The 19,166-nt window shown below is 63.4% G+C and carries 14 protein-coding genes; 3 read left to right on the forward strand and 11 right to left on the reverse strand.

Features of this window, described 5'->3' with window-relative positions; genetic code table 11:
* The first annotated feature begins 151 nt into the window (after positions 1–151).
* The 3 genes from LMJ29_RS17395 to LMJ29_RS17405 are packed head-to-tail and all read left to right on the forward strand — an operon-like array spanning position 152 to position 5,023.
* Positions 152–2,203, forward strand: coding sequence for a polysaccharide biosynthesis protein (locus LMJ29_RS17395; RefSeq protein WP_229606788.1), 2,052 nt, complete (start codon positions 152–154; stop codon positions 2,201–2,203).
* Between the two features lie 59 nt (positions 2,204–2,262).
* Entirely contained in the window at positions 2,263–3,840 is a 1,578-nt protein-coding gene (locus LMJ29_RS17400) for a DUF1800 domain-containing protein (protein ID WP_229606789.1), read from the forward strand.
* A gap of 1 nt (position 3,841) precedes the next feature.
* A complete protein-coding gene (locus tag LMJ29_RS17405) occupies positions 3,842–5,023 on the forward strand; it encodes a DUF1501 domain-containing protein (protein WP_229606790.1) in 1,182 nt (393 codons plus the stop codon).
* A 60-nt stretch (positions 5,024–5,083) separates the two neighbouring features.
* Here LMJ29_RS17405 and LMJ29_RS17410 read toward each other — a convergent pair whose 3' ends face one another.
* The 11 genes from LMJ29_RS17410 to tviB form a co-directional block, all read right to left on the reverse strand.
* Positions 5,084–7,123: an acyltransferase family protein gene (locus LMJ29_RS17410; RefSeq protein ID WP_229606791.1), complete on the reverse strand. Its 2,040-nt coding sequence runs from the start codon at positions 7,121–7,123 to the stop codon at positions 5,084–5,086.
* 29 nt (positions 7,124–7,152) lie between these two features.
* Positions 7,153–8,328, reverse strand: coding sequence for a DegT/DnrJ/EryC1/StrS family aminotransferase (locus tag LMJ29_RS17415; RefSeq protein WP_229606792.1), 1,176 nt, complete (start codon positions 8,326–8,328; stop codon positions 7,153–7,155).
* Between the two features lie 176 nt (positions 8,329–8,504).
* The gene (locus LMJ29_RS17420; protein ID WP_229606793.1) at positions 8,505–9,578 is read right to left on the reverse strand and encodes a GNAT family N-acetyltransferase; all 1,074 of its coding nucleotides are present in this window, start codon (positions 9,576–9,578) and stop codon (positions 8,505–8,507) included.
* Between the two features lie 61 nt (positions 9,579–9,639).
* Positions 9,640–10,233 (reverse strand): sugar transferase, encoded by a 594-nt coding sequence (locus LMJ29_RS17425; RefSeq protein WP_229606794.1) that lies wholly within the window; start codon positions 10,231–10,233, stop codon positions 9,640–9,642.
* Positions 10,230–11,360, reverse strand: a complete 1,131-nt coding sequence (locus tag LMJ29_RS17430) for a glycosyltransferase family 4 protein (protein ID WP_229606795.1) — start codon at positions 11,358–11,360, stop codon at positions 10,230–10,232. Before LMJ29_RS17430 ends, LMJ29_RS17425 begins: the two co-directional genes overlap by 4 nt.
* 151 nt (positions 11,361–11,511) lie before the next feature.
* A complete protein-coding gene (locus tag LMJ29_RS17435) occupies positions 11,512–12,861 on the reverse strand; it encodes a phenylacetate--CoA ligase family protein (RefSeq protein ID WP_229606796.1) in 1,350 nt (449 codons plus the stop codon).
* Between the two features lie 7 nt (positions 12,862–12,868).
* Complete coding sequence (locus tag LMJ29_RS17440) at positions 12,869–14,038, reverse strand: glycosyltransferase (protein ID WP_229606797.1); 1,170 nt, start codon at positions 14,036–14,038, stop codon at positions 12,869–12,871.
* The gene (locus LMJ29_RS17445; protein ID WP_229606798.1) at positions 14,035–15,474 is read right to left on the reverse strand and encodes a hypothetical protein; all 1,440 of its coding nucleotides are present in this window, start codon (positions 15,472–15,474) and stop codon (positions 14,035–14,037) included. The genes LMJ29_RS17440 and LMJ29_RS17445 overlap by 4 nt, the downstream gene beginning before the upstream one ends.
* A gap of 39 nt (positions 15,475–15,513) precedes the next feature.
* On the reverse strand, positions 15,514–16,695 hold the full coding sequence (locus LMJ29_RS17450; protein ID WP_229606799.1) for a lipopolysaccharide biosynthesis protein: 1,182 nt from the start codon (positions 16,693–16,695) through the stop codon (positions 15,514–15,516).
* Positions 16,692–17,747, reverse strand: a complete 1,056-nt coding sequence (locus LMJ29_RS17455) for an NAD-dependent epimerase/dehydratase family protein (RefSeq protein ID WP_229606800.1) — start codon at positions 17,745–17,747, stop codon at positions 16,692–16,694. The genes LMJ29_RS17450 and LMJ29_RS17455 overlap by 4 nt, the downstream gene beginning before the upstream one ends.
* A 38-nt stretch (positions 17,748–17,785) precedes the next feature.
* Positions 17,786–19,063 (reverse strand): Vi polysaccharide biosynthesis UDP-N-acetylglucosamine C-6 dehydrogenase TviB, encoded by a 1,278-nt coding sequence (gene tviB / locus LMJ29_RS17460; protein ID WP_229606801.1) that lies wholly within the window; start codon positions 19,061–19,063, stop codon positions 17,786–17,788.
* Positions 19,064–19,166: the final 103 nt, after the last annotated feature.

Consider the following 19,166-nt stretch of genomic DNA (forward strand, 5'->3'; position numbering starts at 1 on the left):
TCCTGCCTCGATGGTGTCAGGCGCCGTTTTTTTGGCGAAATTTTGTGACTTGGTGTGTAAGGCATTTGTGATGGCGGAATAGCGGCAGGGAGACGGTCTGTAGGCTACTTTCCAATAGGGGGTTAACAGGTGTATCGGAAAGGTGGCATCGATGATTGGCAATCAATCCCCGCTGCGTCAGCGCCTGCTGGCATTACCCCCCAGCAGCAAGCGTTTGTTGCAGCTTATGACAGATGTGCCGCTGATTTGGCTGGCGCTGTGGCTGGCCTTCTTCCTGCGCCTCGATGACGTAAGCCGGATCGAGCCGTTTGGCCGGCATGCCTGGCTGTTCATCGCGGCCCCGCTCGTGGCGTTGCCGCTGTTCATTCGCCTGGGGATGTACCGGGCGGTGATGCGGCGTCTCGGCAACCATGCCCTGCTGACGATCGCCAAGGCCGTGACCTACTCGGCGCTGTTGCTGCTGCTGGTGATCGTCCTCTATGCGCCCCCTTCGGGCCGGCTCCCTCCTTCGATGGTGTTCGACTACTGGCTGACGAGTCTGATACTGATCGGTTGCCTGCGTCTGGCGATGCGCCAGTACTTCATGGGGGACTGGTACAACCTGCGGGTTCCCTCTGCAGGGCGTCAGCCCGGTCTGCCGAAGGTCGCCATCTACGGCGCCGGGCTCGCCGGCAACCAGTTGGCGCAGGCCTTGCGGATGGGGAACACGCGCTGCCCCGTGGCCTTCATCGACGACGATCTGCAGTTGGCCCACCGGGCGATGGCCGGCCTGCCGGTGTATCCGCCGAGTCTGCTGGATCGCATGCTCAAGGAAACCGGCGCGGAGGAAGTCCTGCTGGCGATTCCCTCGGCATCCCGTGCGCGGCGGCGCGAGATTCTGGAGTTGCTCGAGACCTATCCGGTGGTGGTGCGCACCATGCCCGACATCGCGGACCTGGCCAGTGGACGGGTCAAGGTCGAGGATTTGAAGAACGTGGACATCGCGGATCTGCTCGGCCGTGATCCCGTGGCGCCCAAGTCCGAGTTGCTGGAGCGCTGCATCCGCCATCAGGTGGTGATGGTGACCGGTGCGGGCGGTTCGATCGGCTCCGAACTGTGCCGGCAGATCCTCAAGGGCGAGCCCTCGACTCTGATCATCTTCGATCACTCCGAGTTCAGCCTTTACACCATCCAGCTCGAACTGGAGCAGCTTATTTGCCAGAAGAAGCTGCCGGTGAAGTTGATCACCACGCTCGGCTCGGTTCGCTACCCCGTGCGGATGCTGGAGGTGATGCAAAGCTGGAAGGTCGACACCGTATATCACGCCGCGGCCTACAAGCATGTCCCCATGGTCGAGCACAACGTGGCCGAAGGCGTCCTCAACAATACCCTGGGCACCTTGTATGCCGCCCAGTCGGCCTTGCGGGCCGGCGTGCGCAATTTCGTGCTGATTTCCACCGACAAGGCCGTGCGCCCGACCAACGTGATGGGCAGCACCAAGCGCATGGCCGAGCTGGCGCTGCAGGGGCTGGCCGGCGAGCGCGCGGTGGCGCTCTATGGCGAGTCCGAGCTGCCACCGGTGGTCAATCACACGCGGTTCATCATGGTGCGCTTCGGCAACGTGCTGGGCTCGTCGGGTTCGGTGATTCCCTTGTTCCGCGAGCAGATCAAGCGTGGTGGACCTATCACCGTGACCCATCCGGAAATGACCCGCTATTTCATGACCATTCCGGAAGCGGCGCAACTGGTGATCCAGGCGGGTTCGATGGGCGAGAGTGGCGACGTGTTCGTACTGGACATGGGCGAGCCGGTGAAGATCGCCCAGATGGCGGAAAGGATGGTGTACCTCTCCGGTTTGACGGTGCGCTCCGAGGCCAACCCCGATGGCGAGATCGAGATCGCTTTCACCGGCCTGCGCCCGGGGGAGAAGCTGTACGAGGAGTTGCTGATCGGCGACAACGTCCTGCCTACCGAGCATCCGATGATCATGCGTGCCAATGAGGCGCACATGCCGTGGGAGGAGTTCAAGGCGCTGATGGTGGAAATGGTTCAGGCGATCCGGGTGGACGACTATCCGCACGTGCGCAATCTGCTGTGCCGGATCGTCAACGGCTATACCCCCGACGCCAACGTCGACTGGCTGCACAGCCAGGTGGAGGCGAACGAGCCGCTACCGGCCGAGGTGAACAGGGCGATGGTGGTGATGGCTGGCAACCGCCCGTAGAGGCGGGCCCCAGCGCATTTCCATCAGACCCATCGAGCGGAGATGGACGGTCATCCGTGATGAAGAAGAAATTCATTCTGTTCCTGCGCCTGTGCACGGTCTTGCTGGGTCTGCAGGCGCTGGAGCTGGCAGCCGCTTCCCCCGCGCTAGACCGGCCGATGGACGAAGGGCAGGCCAGGAACATGCTGTCTCGCTTCGGCTACGGTCCTACGCCGAGGACGCTCTCGGCGACGACCGGGCTGACGCCGCGCCAATACCTGATGCGGGCGATCGACGAGGCTTCGACGCTGCCCGCTCCCGTCGACGTCCAGGCGGAGAAGATCGCCGGCGAACCGTTGGAGTCCATCTGGGCGCGCTATGGCCCCGGCGGCAGCGCGGTGCCGCCTGCCGAGACCACCGCGGCTCGTATGGCGAGGCAGGATCTGATCGTCAACTACGGCCTTGCGCAGATCGAGGCCCGCCTGCTGATCATGGCCAACAGCGACAACCCCGGCCATGAGGCGCTCCTGTCGTTCTGGCTCAATCATTTCTCCGTGTTCGTCAGCAAGGGCCGCAACAGACTGCTGGTGGGCGACTACATCCACGGCCTGGACGAGGCCATTCGCGCCGACTCCTTCGAAGCCCTGCTGCGCGCCAGCTTCTTCCATCCGGCGATGCAGATCTATCTGGACAACGAGCAATCGGTATCTCCGGATTCCCGCATCGGCCGCCGTGCCACCAGCCGCGGCAAGCGGGTGGGCATCAATGAGAATCTGGCCCGCGAGCTGCTGGAGCTGCACACGCTGGGCGTCGAGGGCGGCTATGACCAGGCGGATGTACAGGCCCTGGCGCGCATCATCACCGGGGCGGACGTGCCGCGCGCCGATGAAACCCCGGAGCAGCTGGAGAAAGCCGGCGTGGTCCGTCGCGGTTATTTCCAGTTCGATCCCCGGCGCCACGATTTCGGTGGCAAGCGTTTTCTCGGCGTGGACTTTCCGCCCGGCCAGGGACTCGCGGAAATCGATCGCGCCCTGCACCTGATGGCCACCCATCCGTCGACGGCCGCGCATATCTCCACCAAGCTGGCCCAGCGCTTTCTCGCCGACGAGCCGCCTGCGGAGGTGGTGGCGGCGATGGTCAAGGCCTTCCGCAGCAGTGACGGGCGCATTTCGACCACCCTTTTGGCCTTGTTCGAATCGCCGGCCTTCCAGGCATCGTTGGGGGCGCCGAACAAGTTCAAGGAGCCTCTCGATTACGTGCTGTCGATGGCGCGGATCGTCTGCGAGGACCAGCCCATCACCAACTCGCAGGCACTGTTCAAAGCGATCAGCGAGATGGGCCAACTGCCGATGCGGCGGACCACGCCCGACGGCTACGGCGTGCAGGAAAAGGATTGGCTCTCCCCGGTGGCGATGACCAAGCGCATCCGCTTCGCCCGGGACGTGGCGCAGGGAACGGTGCAGTTCGCCGGTCCTCCTGGCGCTGCCGAGGCTGACCGGCCGTCACCGGAGGCGCAGCCGGGTTGCCGGGCCGATCCGGAGCGGATCGAGAAGATGCTGGGCGCAACGCGCGCCATCACCCGGCGCTCGCTCATCGGCTTGTCGGTAGACGAGAAGAGCGCCCTGCTGCTGGCTTCCCCCGAGTTCATGAGGCGCTGACATGCCCATCCATCGACGTGATTTTCTCAAGGCGGCACTGGCCGTGGGCGGTTTGTCGCTGTGCAATGCCTGGGCATGGGGAGGGCAAAGCGAGTACGCCGGTCGCCTGGTGGTGATTTTCCTGCGTGGCGGTCTCGATGGGCTGTTCGCTTTTTCCCCCGTGGCCGACCCACGCTTCGCGGCGCTGAGGCCGACCCTGGCCCGCCGCGTGCTCGATGAAGGGATTGCGCTGGGACGCAGCGGTTTCGCCGCCCATCCGGTCTGCGCGCCGCTGGCCGAACTGTTCCATGCCGGCGAGCTGGCCTTCGCCCCCTGCGCCGGCAGTATCGATATCAGCCGCAGCCACTTCCTGGCCCAGGACATCTTCGAGCTGGGCACCGGCGCCTCGAAGGGGGCATCGGGCTTCATGTCCAGGGCCGCCAGCGAACTCGACGGCGACCAGGACACCATCAGCTTCACCAGCGAAGTACCGCTGGTATTCCGCGGCGCGGTGATTCCGGAGGTGGCCCAATTCGGCACCAGCCGCTACAAGCTGCCGTCCGGACGCTTTCTCGAGGCCCTGCGCCAGACGCATGCTGGGGAGCCGACCGGCGAGGCCCTGGAGCAGGCCATCTCGACCGAGGCCGCGATCGCCGCCGCCTTGGCCGAAGGCGGCATGGAACGCGGCGCCGACCGCGGCGCGGCCGCCGCGCCCGCCTTTGCGCGGATGGCGCGCAACATGGCGCGGGTATTGCGCGCGAATCCGCGCTTCAGCCTGGCATTCGTCGATCTGGGCGGAGTCGATACTCACGCCAACCAGCAGACCCTCCTCGAGCGCGCCCTTACCGGCTTGAGCGAGGGGATCGTTGCCATGCGTACCGAGCTGGGCGATAGCGAATGGCGCAGGACGCGGGTGCTGGTTTGCAGCGAGTTCGGACGGACTGTCCGTGAGAACGGCACTGGCGGGACCGATCATGGCCATGGCGGCCTGATGCTGCTGGCTGGCGGCGCCGTGCCGGGCGGCCGCATGCTGGGTAGTTTCAACGGCCTTGACGACGCGCATCTCAACGAGACGCGCGATCTGCCGGTGAGTCTCGACTGGCGGGATGTGCTGGCCAGCTCGATGAAGGATTGTTTCGCCATGGACGAGGCGGCGCTGAACCGGATCTTCCCCGGCCGACCTGGGCGGCCCCTGCAGAGCTGAGCAAGGGCGTGCCTGTCGCGCCGGACCTGGCTTTTCGTCCGCCAGGTCCGGCACCTCTCCTCAGCGCCGGAACACCTCCGGAATCGCCAGCGCCAGCTGCTCGTGCAGCCGCCCGCTGAGCGCCAGCACGTAGCGTGGATTGAGGTGGTGGCCGTCACGGTACATCAGGAAGTCGTGGGTGACGGTCAGGCACTGCTCGGCCGTGCACAGGAACGCGCTCATGTCGACCAGGTGCAGGTTGCCCAGTTCGCCCAGATGCTCGAGCGACGGGTCGCGCTCGGCCAGCGACTTGCTGCGCGGCTTGCTGCAGGCCAGCAGATTGTCCCGGTGGCGCGCCACGCAGGTCGCGGGGTCGAAGCCCAGCGAGGGGTTGTCGCGGATGCCGATCACCGGGATGCCCAGCTGCTCCAGGCGCCGCCACTGCTGGACATAGGCCGGCGGCACGTACTCGCGGATCTTCGGATGGGTGGTGGTCGTCGAGTTGGTGATCACCACCTGCGGACGGAGTTCGGCCAGGGTGTCGATCAGCCGGCTGTTCCATTCCGCGCAGGAGGGATGGCTGCCCTCGGTGGCGCCGAAGGGGCATTCCTTCTTGGTGATGTTGAGCACCTTCAGACCGTAGGCCTTGCCGATGCGCTCGAGCGCTGGTAACCACTGAGTGGCGTGCGAGCCGCCGACCAGCGCCACCGTGATGCTGGAGCTGGTGTCGCCATAGGCACAGTAGACCACCTCGGGTCGGGTGATCTGCTGGTGGCAATTGCCCTGGTAGGAGGCCGGCAGGATGACCTTGGCGGTGATCAGGTTGGCCTCCGACAGTTGCCCGGCGTGGACCTGTACCTCGGCCGGGGCGAAGTCCTCGGGGCTGGCCAGGCGGGCGTTGCTGTTGCGCTCCTCGGCCACCACGTCGCGAATGTAGTACTTCCAGGTCGCGGCGCTGGCCAGTACGGGGCTGAGCAGCAGCAGGCCGATGACATAGGGCACCCAAACCCGTCGTGTGGCATACCGGTGGTTGCGGATCGGCTCCTCGACGAACCGGTGGGTCGCCATCGCCAGCAGGATCGCCAGAACGATGACCAGCAGGCCCTGGGGCACGTCCAGGCGGGTGCTGCCCAGATATTCCAGGGCGAACGCCAGCAGCGGCCAGTGCCACAGATAGACGCCGAAGGAAATCCTGCCCAGACCGGCCAGATGACGGCTGGCCAGCCAGCGACTGGCGATGGACGGTTCCGCGCCGCTGCCGGCCACGATCAGCATCACCGCGGCGGCGACCGGTATCAGCGCGATGGAGCCGGGAAACTGGCTACCCTGCGGCGCCAGCAGGCCGAACAGCAGCAGTGTGGCCAGGCCCAGCAGGCCGAACAGATTGCGCAGCGCTCCCTGCAGACGAATGCGCGGCAGCAGCAGGGCGAGCAGGCCGCCGGCGAAGAACTCCCACACCCGCGCTGCCGGGTTGAAGTAGGTGGAGACCGGCTCGCGGGCGGTTTCCAGCACCGAGTAGAGCAGGGAAAACGCCGCGGTCAGTCCAAGCGCCAGCAGCACGGCGGTACGTGCGGCCGCACCGCAGCGGCGTCCGATCCACAAGGCGAGCATCAGCAGCGGCGCCAGCAGTGCGTAGAACTGCACCTGGGTGGACAGCGCCCAGAACTGCTGGACCGGGCTGGGCGGCAGCTCGCGGTTCAGGTAGTCCACCGACCGGTTCATCAGCTCGAGGTTTTCCAGATTGAGCGCGCTGAACAGGGTTTCCTGGATCAACTGGTTCCACAGCGGCTCGGGAACGATGAAGTAGCCAGCGGCCAGGGTGACCAGCAGCACCGTGCAGGCGCCCGGGGCGATGCGCTTGATCAGGTTGCCCCAGAAGAGCAATGGCTGGATGCGGTCGAACTGCTGGATCTGGCGGATCAGCACCCCGGTCATCAGGAAGCCGGAGATGACGAAGAACACGTCCACGCCGCCGGACACCTTGTTGATCCAGATGTGGTAGATGGCGATCAGCAGCGCGCTGATGGCGCGGATCCCCTGGATGTCGTGGCGATAGTCCTCGCGTACGGCGACGCCGGGTCGTACGGCATCGGCGCTCGTGGTGGAGCTGCTCCCGAGCATGGCGGTTCTCCTGGTGGGGGCTTGATGGATCAGTACGTGGCTGCGGTCATCACATCGGCGAGCACGGCGCAGGTCTTGTCGATCTCGGCGTCGGTGAGGGTCGGGTGGACGAGAAACATCAGGCTGGTTTCGCCCAGCTCGCGGGCTACCGGCAGACGCGCGGCCGGACGCAGCCCGGTGTTGTCGAAGGCCTTTTCCAGGTAGACCTCGGAGCAGGAGCCACAGAAACAGGGCACGCCGCGCGCGTTGATTTCGCTGAGGATGCGGTCGCGGTCCCAGCCGACGGCCAGCCGTTGCGGTTCGACGAACAGGTAGCACTTGTAGGCGGCGTGGACGGTGTCGGTGCCGATGCGTGGGGCGCGCAGGGCGGGCAACTGGCGGGCGCAGTCCCAGATCCGCTCGGCGTTGGCCAGGCGCCGGGCATGCCAGGCATTCAGGCGGCGCAACTGGATGCGGCCGATCACCGCCTGGACCTCCATCATCCGCCAGTTGGTGCCGAAGCGTTCGTGCAGCCAGCGGAAACCCGAGCCGCTGTGCGGCTGGTGCACCGCTTCCCAACTCTTGCCGTGGTCCTTGAGCGACCACATGGTCGACCACAGCTCGCGGCTGTTGGTGGTGACCATGCCGCCTTCGCCGCCGGTGCTGATGATCTTGTCCTGGCAGAACGACCAGGCGCCGACATGGCCGATGGTGCCGACCGAACGGCCCTTGTAGCGCGCGCCGTGGGCCTGGGCGCAGTCCTCGATGACCTTGAGGTCGTGTTCGGCAGCCAGCGCCATGATCGGGTCCATGTCGCACGGCCAGCCGGCCAGATGCACGCAGACCACGGCACGCGTGCGCGGCGTCAGTGCGGCGCGGATGGTCTCGGCGGTGATGTTCTGCGAGTTGCGATCCACCTCGGCGAACACCGGCGTCGCGCCGGCGTTGACGATGCTGGATACCGAGGCGAGAAAGGTGCGCGGGGTCACCACCACTTCGTCGCCTGCGCCTATGCCGAGCACCTGCAGGGCGACATCCAGGGCCACGGTGCCATTGGCCAGGGCGACGGCGTACTCGGCACCGGTCCATTCGGCGAACTCCTTCTCGAACAGACGGCACTCCTCGCCGGTCCAGTAGTTGACCCGGTTGGACAGGATCACCTCGCGTACCGCATCTGCCTCTTCTTCCGTGAAGCATGGCCATGGTGAAAAGCTGGTATTCAACATGCTGGTCTCTCCGCAGATCGAGCCGGGCGCCGAGTCCCTGGACGAGGTGATTGTCGAGTAAAGGTGTCGAGCCCCGGGGCGCGCCTCGCCGCCGGGGTACTGCAATACAGCGCCTATCCGGCTCCGCTACCGATCAGGTTGCCGAGGGGGTTGAGCGGCGTCGGAGGGAACCAAATTCAGGCCCAGACCTTGCCGATCCCGGCCGGTTGGGCGTCCGGCCTGTGGGTCGGCTGGCGCTCGCCGTGGGGCGTCGCCCGGTATCTGGGGAAGTAGCTGGTGTCGTCGGCGACGCCGACGCACAGGCGCTGGTATTCGTCGTGGTCGACGATCTTCCGGATCAGGCGAAAATCCCGCACCAGGCTGGAAAAGCCGGCCTTGAAGCGGAACAGGGAGTCTTCCTGGCTGCCATGTCCGCCGCCGAGGCAGAAGTACTGGTAGCCCAGGCGACTGGCATCCCTTCTCACGGTGTCGAACATCAGCTTGGTCGGCGCGAGATGGACGAAGTCCGGTGCCGTGCCGCCGAGGTGGTACTGCACAAACTGGTCGCAGAACACGAAGATGCCGCTGCAGATCACCCGGCCCTCGAGGCTGCAGGAATAGATGTGGGTGGCGAAGGACTCGGCCGCGAGGAGGCCCTGGTAATAGTCCCGGGAGAAGTAGTAGTAGGGCGCCGCGTTCAGCGAGCGCATGGTCGCCTCGTAGTGCGCCATGAAGTCGGCCAGGCTGCGCGGCGAATCGTCGGCTTGGCAGACCACGCCTAGCCGCTCCAGTTTGCGCAGATCCCGCTTGTGGTTGGTGCGGTAGGCGGCGCGCTGCTGCTCCTCGCTGCCTTCGAGGGGAATCACCACCACGCGGCCGCACGGCTGGTAGGCATCCTCGCCGAGAACCTCGGGGGTCAGGAAGGGATGGCAGCGGGAGAACAGGCTGACGTAGCCGCGCTGGCTCAGATGGGACAGAAAACTGTCCCACAGCCCGGCTATTTCCGCGCGGTCGATCAGCCCGTAGCTCAGCGGCGAGGGATAGCCGTAGACCGAGGTCAGATCGCGCCGCGACGAGCCGGCGATGGGACGCGACAGCAGCGGAAAGAGCACCCCGCCATGCGGCGTGCGCACCTCGAACAGCACGGGGTCGCCTTCGCCGTTGCGCTGGGAAATCAGGTGGAAGTCCCAGGTGTGATAGAAGTCGTGGTGGGCGGCCTTCGCCAGGGCTTCGTCCCACTCGTTCTTGCTGCTGATCTCGCTGATCTTCATGGCGGCGCCGTCCTGGAAAGGCCGTAAGAGGTCGCTGGGCCCGCGTCGTGCCGGACCCGTATCAATGGGAGCCGGTGAATTTCGGCATGGTCGCTTCGCCCTGGGCGCTGATGCCCTCGCGCGTCATGACCTTGTGCAGCGTCCGCCAGAGGATCTTCAGATCCAGCCAGAACGACCGGTGGTCCACGTACCAGACGTCGAGGCGGAACTTCTCCTCCCAGCTCAGCCCATTGCGGCCGCTGATCTGCGCCAGCCCGGTGATGCCGGGACGCACGGCGTGGCGACGGAACTGCTCGGCGCTGTACAGCGGCAGGTACTCCATCAGCAGCGGACGCGGGCCGACCAGGCTCATGTCGCCTCTGAGCACGTTCCACAGCTCCGGCAGCTCGTCCAGGCTGGTGGCGCGCAACGCGCGGCCGAAGGGGGTCAGCCGTTCGGCGTCGGCCAGCGGTTCGCCGTGCGCGTCCACGGCATCGCGCATGGTGCGGAACTTGACGATCACGAACGGGATGCCGTCGCGCCCCGGGCGCTGCTGGCGGAACAGCACCGGCGAGCCGAGGCGGCGCCCCACCTGCCAGGCGATCAGCACCAGCAGGGGGGAGAGCAGCAGCAACCCGCAGCCCGCGACGATCAGGTCGAACAAGCGCTTGCTCATCGAATGCCCATCTCCTCCAGCATCACCTCGTTGACCCGGTGCACGTCGTACTTCTCCTCGGCGATGCGCCGTGAGCGGGCGCCCATCTGCACGGCGAGGTGGGGCTCCTCGACGAAACGCAGCATGGTCGCGGCCAGCTCGTCCACCGCCCTGGGCGGCACCAGGAAGCCGTTGTCGCCGTCTATCACCGTTTCCCGGCAGCCGGGGGCGTCGGTGGTGATGATGGCGCGGCCCATCGCCATCGCCTCCAGCACCGTGCGCGGAGTCCCTTCCCGGTAATAGGAGGGCAGCACGTAAACGCTGCAGTCGGCGAGGGCGGGGCGAACGTCCTCGAGCTTGCCGAGGTAGTGGATCACCCCCTCCGCCTGCCAGGCATCGAGCTCCTCCTGGCGGATCGAGTTCGGGTTCTCGTCGATCCAGCCCACCAGGCTGAAGGTCGTCGCCGGATGGCGGGCGCGCACCAGGCGGGCCGCGGCGACATATTCACGTACCCCCTTCTCGCCCAGCAGGCGGGCGATCATCAGAAAGCGTGGCGTCGACGGCAGTGGCGCCACGGCATACTCCTCGACATCCACGCCCGAGCCGTTGACCACCAGCGAAGGAATCGAGTCCGGCAGAATATGCAGCGTGCGGAACAGCGCCTGGTCGTCCGGATTCTGGAAGAACACCTTGTGCGCGTGGTTCAGGGCCTGGGCGTACAGCCACTGGACGAGCGAGCGCAGCAGCGCACGCTGGCGGTGGGTGGCGTCCGAGTCCATGAAGGTATAGCCGAGCCCGGTGATCAGCGCGAAGCGGTGCGGCACGCTGGCCAGCCAGGCCGCCAGACCGCCATAGATCACCGGTTTGATGGTGTAACCCAGCACGCAGTCGGGGTGGATCCGCCTCATCAGCGTGTGCAGGTGGAGGAGGGTGAGCAGGTCCGCGAGCGGGTTGGTTCCGGTGCGGCTCATCGGGATGCTGTGAACCTCGAGTCCTCTGGCCTCGAGACTGTGGAAGATGGGGTTTTCCGGGTGCAGATCGGGAGCTCCCACGTGCACGTTGTGACCTTGAGCGAGCAAGGTATCCAGCAGCGCGCCGCGGAATCTGAGAAGGGAGTCCGGGTAGCTGGCAATCAGGAGAAATTTCATCGGCGAATAGGCTGCCTGGGGCCAGAGACGAAACCTCCAATTTCGTGCTGAGGCCATTTTCGGGCCGGTCAAAAGCTTCCACGCTTGATCATGTATGTCGCCGCAGGGCCGTTTCGGCGCACCGCAGGGGCGGGCAGGAGTGAAGTTGTCGTCAAATGGCGATCGAGTTCTTGATGACCCGGAACTTGCCGCTTTTTTCCCGCGGAATTTCGGAGACGCGGGAAAGGTTTATGATCATGTCCGGACCCAGACGCTGCCTGAGCGCTTCCTTGAATTTGAGTTCCTGGAAGATATCGAACTTGTTCGAGCACACCATCTTGACCAGGATTTCTTCCCGCGAGTGCTGCGAGATCTGGAAGCACTGGATTCCCTGGACCCCCTTGGTGCTGTTGCAGATGTTGCCGATGAATATCCGCACGCCATCCACGGACACGACGAACTCGGTGGCACGTCCGTCGATATATTCCGCCACCGGGAAACACGAGCCGCACGAGCAGCGGAAATCGTCCGCAGCCAGTTTGATGCGGTCGCCGATGCGATAGCGAATGAGCGGGGTCCCATAGGTGGTGAAGGAGGTCACCAGGATTTCGCCCTCGCGGGCGGGCTGCATGTTTTCGTCAACGACTTCGAAGATGCCGGACAACGGATGAATATGCAGGGAGCCGTGTGGGCATTCCAATATGTAGGGAGCGCCCTCGGATGAGGAGTATTGGTCGATGAGCGGGCAATCGAGCGCCTTGCGGATGACCTCGCGGTGGCCTGCATGGATCGTTTCGGCCGTGGCGAAGAACGCCTTGACGTGCCCGTGGAAGTGCAGGCCCCGATCCAGCGCCATCTTGCACAGATCGACGATGCAGGAGGGAATGCCGATGATGTATTCCGGCGCATAGTCGGTAAAGGCTTTCCAGTACGCCTCGAAGTTTCTGGGCGCGATGTGGAAGGTCGAGAAGAACCGGATTTTATTGATGTGGTCGTCCCGGTAGAGCGTGCCCCGGGCGAGATCGCGCTCCTGGGTGATGTTCTTGCCGCTGAACCACGCGGTTTTCTTGCCCAGGGTATATCCATAGGTGGCGCGGAAGGTATCGATGATGGCAAAGCGCTCCTGGATGTCGGCCGGCGTGTACAGCACCTTCATCGACGATCCGGTAGTCCCCCCCGTGCAGAAGATGATGGCCTGGTCTTCCTTGATGGTGGCGATCTTTTCCAGGTTCTGCAGGATGTCGCTTTTTTCCAGGATCGGAAATTCCTCGAGTCTGCGGCCTTTGTAGGGGGCGTACCACGCGGAGTTTTCCGTGGCGTGGTGGAGAAAGTCGGCAAGCTTTCGCTGCTGTTCTTCCCGGACCTCGTCCGGGCTGATGGTCGGACAACGCTTATAGTACTCCATCATCTTCTTGTAGACGCCGGCGTGCCGCTCCCGGTACAGGTTGTTGTTGTAGAGGGAGATGGCGATGTTCTGGATCGACATGGGGGCGTGTTTCAAAATCAAGTCTTGCGCTTTCATGGGCCACCTATGAGAACAGGGTTTTTTGCCAGAAGTTGTGCCTTATTTCGTCAAGTCTTTTTCTTTCATACGTCGAGGCGATTTCGTAGGATGTTCGACATGCATCCAGATACTCGCGCGCAGAGAAGGCGAGCATCTTCTCCATGATGGCCCCCAGTTTCACGGGGTCTATATTCCTGAAAATTAGATCGTCCGGCAGGAGTTCGGGAATCCCCCCGCGGTCGCTGCCGGCCGACGGCAGTCCGCGCGACATCGCCTCGATCAGCGAACGGGGAAGTCCTTCCGAGCGGCTCGGTTGCAGGTAGAAGGTTTGCTGGTCCAGCCAGGCGAGCACCTCCTGGGAGGAGTTGCGCGTGCCATCGAAATGGACGTTTGCCGCGACGCCGAGGCTCTCCGCCAGCTCCTGCAGGCGGTCGGTATTGCCGGGCCCCAATACGCGCAGGTCGCAGTCGTGACCTTTCTTGACGAGCAGGCTCAGTGCCTTGATGGCGATGTCGACGCCCTTGTAGTCGGTGGCCATCGAGCCGATCAGCGAAAAGCTTTTTCTGCTTTTGCTGGCTTTGTCCTGCAACAGCGCCTGCACCTCATCCCAGGGGGCAAGACTGAAGTTCACGTTGGACGCGGCAGCGGAGTGCCCGCTGCAGGGGTATCGGCTTTGCAGCTTGTTGCGGGTGACATATATGCAGGCCCGCGATGAGGAAACGGCTAATCGCGTGCGCAGGGAAAGCAGCGGCGCATACAACTTTGCGTAGAGTTTCGGGTAGTGGAAAAGCGCCGTGAAGGGATCGCCGACCAGTTCGACGGAGAACTTCTTGCCGAGCTTTCTCGCCACCTTGATGGCCAGCAGGCCGATTTCGCTGGGCAATCTGGCGATCAGGTGATCGGCCCGGCTTATCTCCTGGATCAGTATTTCCCGGGCCCGGGGCCTGTTGGTCAAGGCCTTGGTCGGCGAGGAGATGCTGGGTACCCGGACGAAGGAAACGAGTTCGCGTGAGGAAACCACCCCGGACGACGACCCCACGTCGTGCATGCGGGCGGTGACGATCAACTGCTCGGCGAACTCCAGGTAGCGACCCCAGTTGTCCGCTGGAAATCCTCCCTGGGAGTAGATATTTCCATCGGGGGCTCTGGCGAAACCGCCATCATAGGCAAAGACGACTCTGGATAGCTTTTTCATGGGCTGGCCTTGCAAGTGGTGGGCACGGCTCTGGTGGAGATCATCAGAATCAGCAGAAAGGCGAACATGCCGTTCTTCATGAGAAAGAAAACGAGATTGTCCGAGTCGGAAAGTATGAGGATCAGGCAGGCATTGGATACGAAGGGAATCATCAGCGCGCGCGGGTCTTCGGGCTGAAGCCGCAGACACAGATCGTTTACCTTGCCAATCAGGAAGCCGGCGACGAGAAAGAGCGAGATCGGCAGCACGGGGCCGAAATTGAGCAGCCCTTCGCCATACAGTCCGAATACCCGGCTGTTGCGTATGTTCCCGTATGAAAGGATGGGGTCGACCATTCTGCCGTAGAACAGTTCGGCGCCCGCGGTGTTCTTCGATGCGGGGAACGGGTTGTCTATGAACGGCATCACCTTGAACAGGGCATTCATGTAGGTGGAGCCGAATTTCAGATCGTAGGTATCCGAGTACAGGTATTCGTGGAGTATGTAGGCATGCACCCCGGCTCTTGAGAAATCCTCGAGCAATATCCCTTGTACGGGATTGCCATCGAATCTTCCCGAGTCCTCTACGGTGTATTGGCCGCTGAATGCCTCGACGCCGAAGCTTTTATACACGGCATAGGTGACCATGAACGAGAACAGGAAAGCCAGGCCGATCAGGTAGTGTCTGAGTCTAAGTTTGAAGTAAACAAGATGGATTATTCCGGCTGCCCAGAATATCCCCCATATCGTGTTGCTGCGGCTGCCGCGGAATCCGCCGAAGAGCAGTTTCAGAAGGAAGAAGACCAGCAGCAGGGCGTAGACCAGCCAGGCCTTTTTCCTGATTGTCTCGCGGTCGGTAAGCAGGACGAAGGAGATGAAAGCGAGGATGGGAAAGGCTTCTGCCAGCATGAAGGTGGAGCCTAGCCCCTTGAATGTTGCCCGCTCCTCGGACCAGGTCGACAGGTAGCCATAGATCCCGCCGAACTGGAGGAAAATATAAGCCTGGGTGGCCAGGGAAAGCCCCATGAATATCATGCAGATGGCCGGGAGGTTTTTCTTGTTGATTCCCCAGGCAGGCAGTGGCTCGGCATTTTGTGACTGGCTCAGGTTTATGCCGATAAGAAGCGCCAGCGTGCAGACTGTATAGATCCATGACGTGTAGATAAGCCAGGGCTGCCAGTCGATCTCCTTGGGGGAGTATTCAATATATTTGTCCCAGACAACGCTTGCCAGCGGCGATATGGCGATGCTCCAGATCATGATCAGGGCGACCAGTGGGGCGGGATGAAAGATCGAGCCGCCGTGAGCAATGCTCCTGAATATTATGAACAGCAGGATGGTGGAGGATATGGCGATCTGCGGGAAGAAAGGCACCGCCTTCAGTCCACCGGCCACCAGGCAGGCGGAAGTCGTCACCAGCCCGGCAATTAGTGCAAGGTGCGTATATTTGGTTTCCATTTTGTTATGCCCGTCTTATGGTGTTCCCTTACGGTGCAATCAGGCCGGCGAGTCCAGAATCGCGCTCGATTTACGGCTCTGCTGGGTGGCATACAAGGCGTTGAAGGCAAAGAGTGTCAGCGAGGAAACCAGGTAGGCGGCCGCTGCCCCGCTCAGCGAGAACTTCATGATCAGCAGGGGACTCAGCGCCGCCGTCGCAACCGTCGAAATGAGGGCGGCCGTCAGGATCTTGGTGAATTGCCGATTCGCCACCAGTACTGCATTGAGCAGCGTCGACATGAAGTGCAAGCCCCCGGCGATACCGATCATCGCCAATATCGAATAGGAGTAGCTCGGGGTGGTCTTGTAGATGATTCTTATCGTCGGCTCGGCCAGCAGCATCATGAAAGCCAGGTAACCGCTCGAATAGGCGATGAAGAACAGCCAGGTATTCTTGGGTATGCCGCCCTGCGGTATCTTGGGAATTACCGCCTGGCAGATCGAGGTGATCGGCAAGGTGGCGAACGAAATGAAATAGGTGAGCATCACGAACTCGGCGAGTGCCTGTGCGTCGAGAAGGTGATTGATCGATATTCTGGGGATGCTCACGTTCAGGCTCACGATGAAGGAGCCCAGTGCCAGGGGAATGCCCACCTTGATGATGTCCAGCGGTCCCGTATCGCGGATTTCGTCCTTTTCCGTGTGCCTTCTGTCGTAGGCGAAGTAGACGACCATTATCGACAGCGGGTAGGCGAACATCATCCCGGTGTCCCTGACCCCGAGTGCGTAGAGTGCGCAGAACAGCGCGGCGAACAAGGCCAGCTTGGCCACTTTGGAGACGCTGTATCTCGCCAGAATGCGCGCTCTCACCCAGCTTCCGTAGCTGAGCTCGGAAAGGTTGTCGGCCAGCTTGATGAGAAATACCAGGGTGGCTACTTCGTGATCGCCATCGCTGGTCGCCATGACGGCCAGATAGAAGAGCATCAGCATCAGCCAGCCGGCCTGCTGGGCACGCCGGTAGGCAGCGAGGCTGTGCTCCCCGTCGCGGTCCGAGGCGATGGAGTTCCTGACCCCGAAGCTGGTGAGGATGGCGGCCGGCGAGAACAGTGCGAGGTAGTAGGAGTAGGCGCCGGCGGCTTCCAGGGATATCAGCCGGGAAAACAGCACCAGCACCGACCATTGCGCCATGGCATAGGCGGCGGCCCCGCAGACATGGAACAGCGCCTCCTTCTTCAGGCTCATTTTCGCGGACTTCCCTGCACCTGCCCGGCCTTGAGGAAATCCATGTACCAGGGCATGGCGGCTTCGATGCCACGGGCGATCTCGAACCCTGGCGCATAGTCGAGCAGCCGGCGGGCTTTGCCGATGTCCGCCAGGGAATGCCTGACATCGCCGGGGCGGAAATCGCGGTAGAGCGGCGGCCTGGAGTAGGCGACGCCGTTGTTCTCCAGGGCGGTCTTCAGGGTGCAGAACAGCTGGTTGAGCGTGGTTCTCGCGCCAACGGCGACGTTGTAGACCTGATTGCGGGCGGCGGGCTCGGTGATCGTGGCCGCCAGCAGGTTGGCCTGCACGGTGTTGTCGATGTAGCAGAAGTCGCGGCTGGTTTCGCCGTCGCCGTTTATATGGATGTCCTGGTTGCCGATCATCGCCGCAGCCCAGCGCGGGATCACCGCCGCGTAGGCGCCGTTCGGGTCCTGGCGTTTGCCGAACACATTGAAGTAGCGCAGGCCGATGCTGGCGAAGTCGTAGGTGCGCGCGAACACCTCGGCATACAGCTCGTTGACGTATTTGGTTACGGCATAGGGCGACAGGGGCTTGCCGATCACGTCTTCCTGCTTGGGCAGGGCGGGATGGTCGCCATAGGTCGAGCTGCTGGCGGCGTAGACGAAGCTCTGCACGCGGGCATCGCGCGCGGCCACCAGCATGTTCAGAAAGCCGGTGATGTTCGTGGCGTTGGTCGTCACGGGATCTTCGATCGAGCGGGGCACCGAACCGAGCGCGGCCTGGTGGAGCACATAATCGACGCCTTCGCAGGCCATCCGGCAGTCGTTCGGCTGGCGGATATCGCCCGGGATGAAATGGAAGCGCGACCATTGCTCGTCCGTCACCAGGCTGCGCACCTCGTCGAGGTTGCGCGCGTGCCCGGTGGCGAAGTTGTCCAGGCCGACCACGCGCTGGTCGAGTCTGAGCAGGGCTTCCAGCAGGTTGGAGCCGATGAAGCCGGCGACCCCGGTGATCAACCAGGTTCGCGGCGTGGCGGGGAGTTCGTTCAGCAGGGTTTCAAAGCGGCGCATCGGGGCTGCTCCATCAGGGGGGCGGGGGGACGAATCCGTTACAGGCGAAGGTCCGACTCTTCCGGCGCCAGCAGGTACTTGATGTCGTAGAGCACGTGTTCGGCCTTGCCGTACTTGCGGATGTTCTCGGCCCCCAGACTGCGGAACTCGTTGTGCGCGACGGCGAGGATGATGCCGTCGTAGGCCTCGATGGCCGGCTCGGCAACCGGCGTGATGCCGTACTCGTGCTGGGCTTCGCCGATGCTCACCCAGGGGTCGTAGACGTCGGCGTTGATGTGGTACTCGGCCAGCTCGCCGAGGATGTCGATCACCTTGGTGTTGCGCAGGTCCGGGCAGTTCTCCTTGAAGGTCAGGCCCAGGACCAGCACGTTGGCGCCCTCCACGCAGATCCGCCGCTTGAGCATGGCCTTGACCAGCTGCGACACCACGTAGGCGCCCATGCCGTCGTTGAGGCGACGGCCGGCGAGGATGATCTCCGGGTGATAGCCGATGCTCTGCGCCTTGTGGGTCAGGTAGTAGGGGTCGACGCCGATGCAGTGACCGCCGACCAGGCCGGGCCGGAAGGGCAGGAAGTTCCACTTGGTGCCGGCGGCCTTGAGCACTTCCTCGGTGTCGATGCCCAGCTTGTTGAAGATGATCGCCAGCTCGTTGATCAGCGCGATGTTGAGGTCGCGTTGGGTGTTCTCGATCACCTTGGCCGCCTCGGCGACCTTGATGCTGCTGGCCTTGTGGGTGCCGGCGGCGATGATCTGGCCGTACAGCGCATCGACCAGATCGGCGACTTCCGGGGTGGAGCCGGAGGTGACTTTCTTGATGCTGGTGACGCGGTGTTCCTTGTCGCCCGGGTTGATGCGCTCGGGGCTGTAGCCGGCGTAGAAGTCGACGTTGAACTTCAGGCCCGATTCCTGCTCCAGCACCGGCACGCAGGCTTCCTCGGTGGCGCCCGGATACACGGTGGATTCGTAGATGACGATGTCGCCGGGCTTGAGCACGCGGCCGATGGTCTGCGAGGCCCTGACCAGCGGGGTGAGGTCGGGCTGCTTGTGCTCGTTGATGGGGGTGGGGACGGTGACGATGAAGGTGTTGCAGGCGGCCAGATCGGCCGAAGAGGCGCTGTAGGTCAGCAGGCGAGCTTCGCACAGCTCCTCGTTGCTGACTTCCAGGGTGGCGTCATGGCCGGCCCTGAGCGCGTCGATACGCGCCTGGCTGATGTCGAAACCGATGACGGGGCGGTGCTTGCTGAATTCGATGGCGAGCGGCAAACCGACGTAGCCGAGACCGATGATGGCGAGTTTGATGTCATCCGGTGCATGCATGATGTTCGTCCAGATTGAGGGCCTGTGCTGATCGATTGGCCTTCCCTGGTCTGGTTTTTTTGCCGTGCGTCTTCCGGGCGCTCTCGGTAATGCGGTTCGGTGG

The organism is Pseudomonas oryzagri (assembly GCF_020831405.1).
Classification (GTDB): Bacteria; Pseudomonadota; Gammaproteobacteria; order Pseudomonadales; family Pseudomonadaceae; genus Geopseudomonas; species Geopseudomonas oryzagri.

Excerpts from the sequence above, each read along its gene's own strand:
- LMJ29_RS17395 (WP_229606788.1), top strand. The coding sequence starts at position 152 with ATGATTGGCAATCAATCCCCGCTGCGTCAGCGCCTGCTGGCATTACCC.
- LMJ29_RS17400 (WP_229606789.1), top strand. The coding sequence starts at position 2,263 with ATGAAGAAGAAATTCATTCTGTTCCTGCGCCTGTGCACGGTCTTGCTG.
- LMJ29_RS17405 (WP_229606790.1), top strand. The coding sequence starts at position 3,842 with ATGCCCATCCATCGACGTGATTTTCTCAAGGCGGCACTGGCCGTGGGC.
- LMJ29_RS17410 (WP_229606791.1), bottom strand. The coding sequence starts at position 7,123 with ATGCTCGGGAGCAGCTCCACCACGAGCGCCGATGCCGTACGACCCGGC.
- LMJ29_RS17415 (WP_229606792.1), bottom strand. The coding sequence starts at position 8,328 with ATGTTGAATACCAGCTTTTCACCATGGCCATGCTTCACGGAAGAAGAG.
- LMJ29_RS17420 (WP_229606793.1), bottom strand. The coding sequence starts at position 9,578 with ATGAAGATCAGCGAGATCAGCAGCAAGAACGAGTGGGACGAAGCCCTG.
- LMJ29_RS17425 (WP_229606794.1), bottom strand. The coding sequence starts at position 10,233 with ATGAGCAAGCGCTTGTTCGACCTGATCGTCGCGGGCTGCGGGTTGCTG.
- LMJ29_RS17430 (WP_229606795.1), bottom strand. The coding sequence starts at position 11,360 with ATGAAATTTCTCCTGATTGCCAGCTACCCGGACTCCCTTCTCAGATTC.
- LMJ29_RS17435 (WP_229606796.1), bottom strand. The coding sequence starts at position 12,861 with ATGAAAGCGCAAGACTTGATTTTGAAACACGCCCCCATGTCGATCCAG.
- LMJ29_RS17440 (WP_229606797.1), bottom strand. The coding sequence starts at position 14,038 with ATGAAAAAGCTATCCAGAGTCGTCTTTGCCTATGATGGCGGTTTCGCC.
- LMJ29_RS17445 (WP_229606798.1), bottom strand. The coding sequence starts at position 15,474 with ATGGAAACCAAATATACGCACCTTGCACTAATTGCCGGGCTGGTGACG.
- LMJ29_RS17450 (WP_229606799.1), bottom strand. The coding sequence starts at position 16,695 with ATGAGCCTGAAGAAGGAGGCGCTGTTCCATGTCTGCGGGGCCGCCGCC.
- LMJ29_RS17455 (WP_229606800.1), bottom strand. The coding sequence starts at position 17,747 with ATGCGCCGCTTTGAAACCCTGCTGAACGAACTCCCCGCCACGCCGCGA.
- tviB (WP_229606801.1), bottom strand. The coding sequence starts at position 19,063 with ATGCATGCACCGGATGACATCAAACTCGCCATCATCGGTCTCGGCTAC.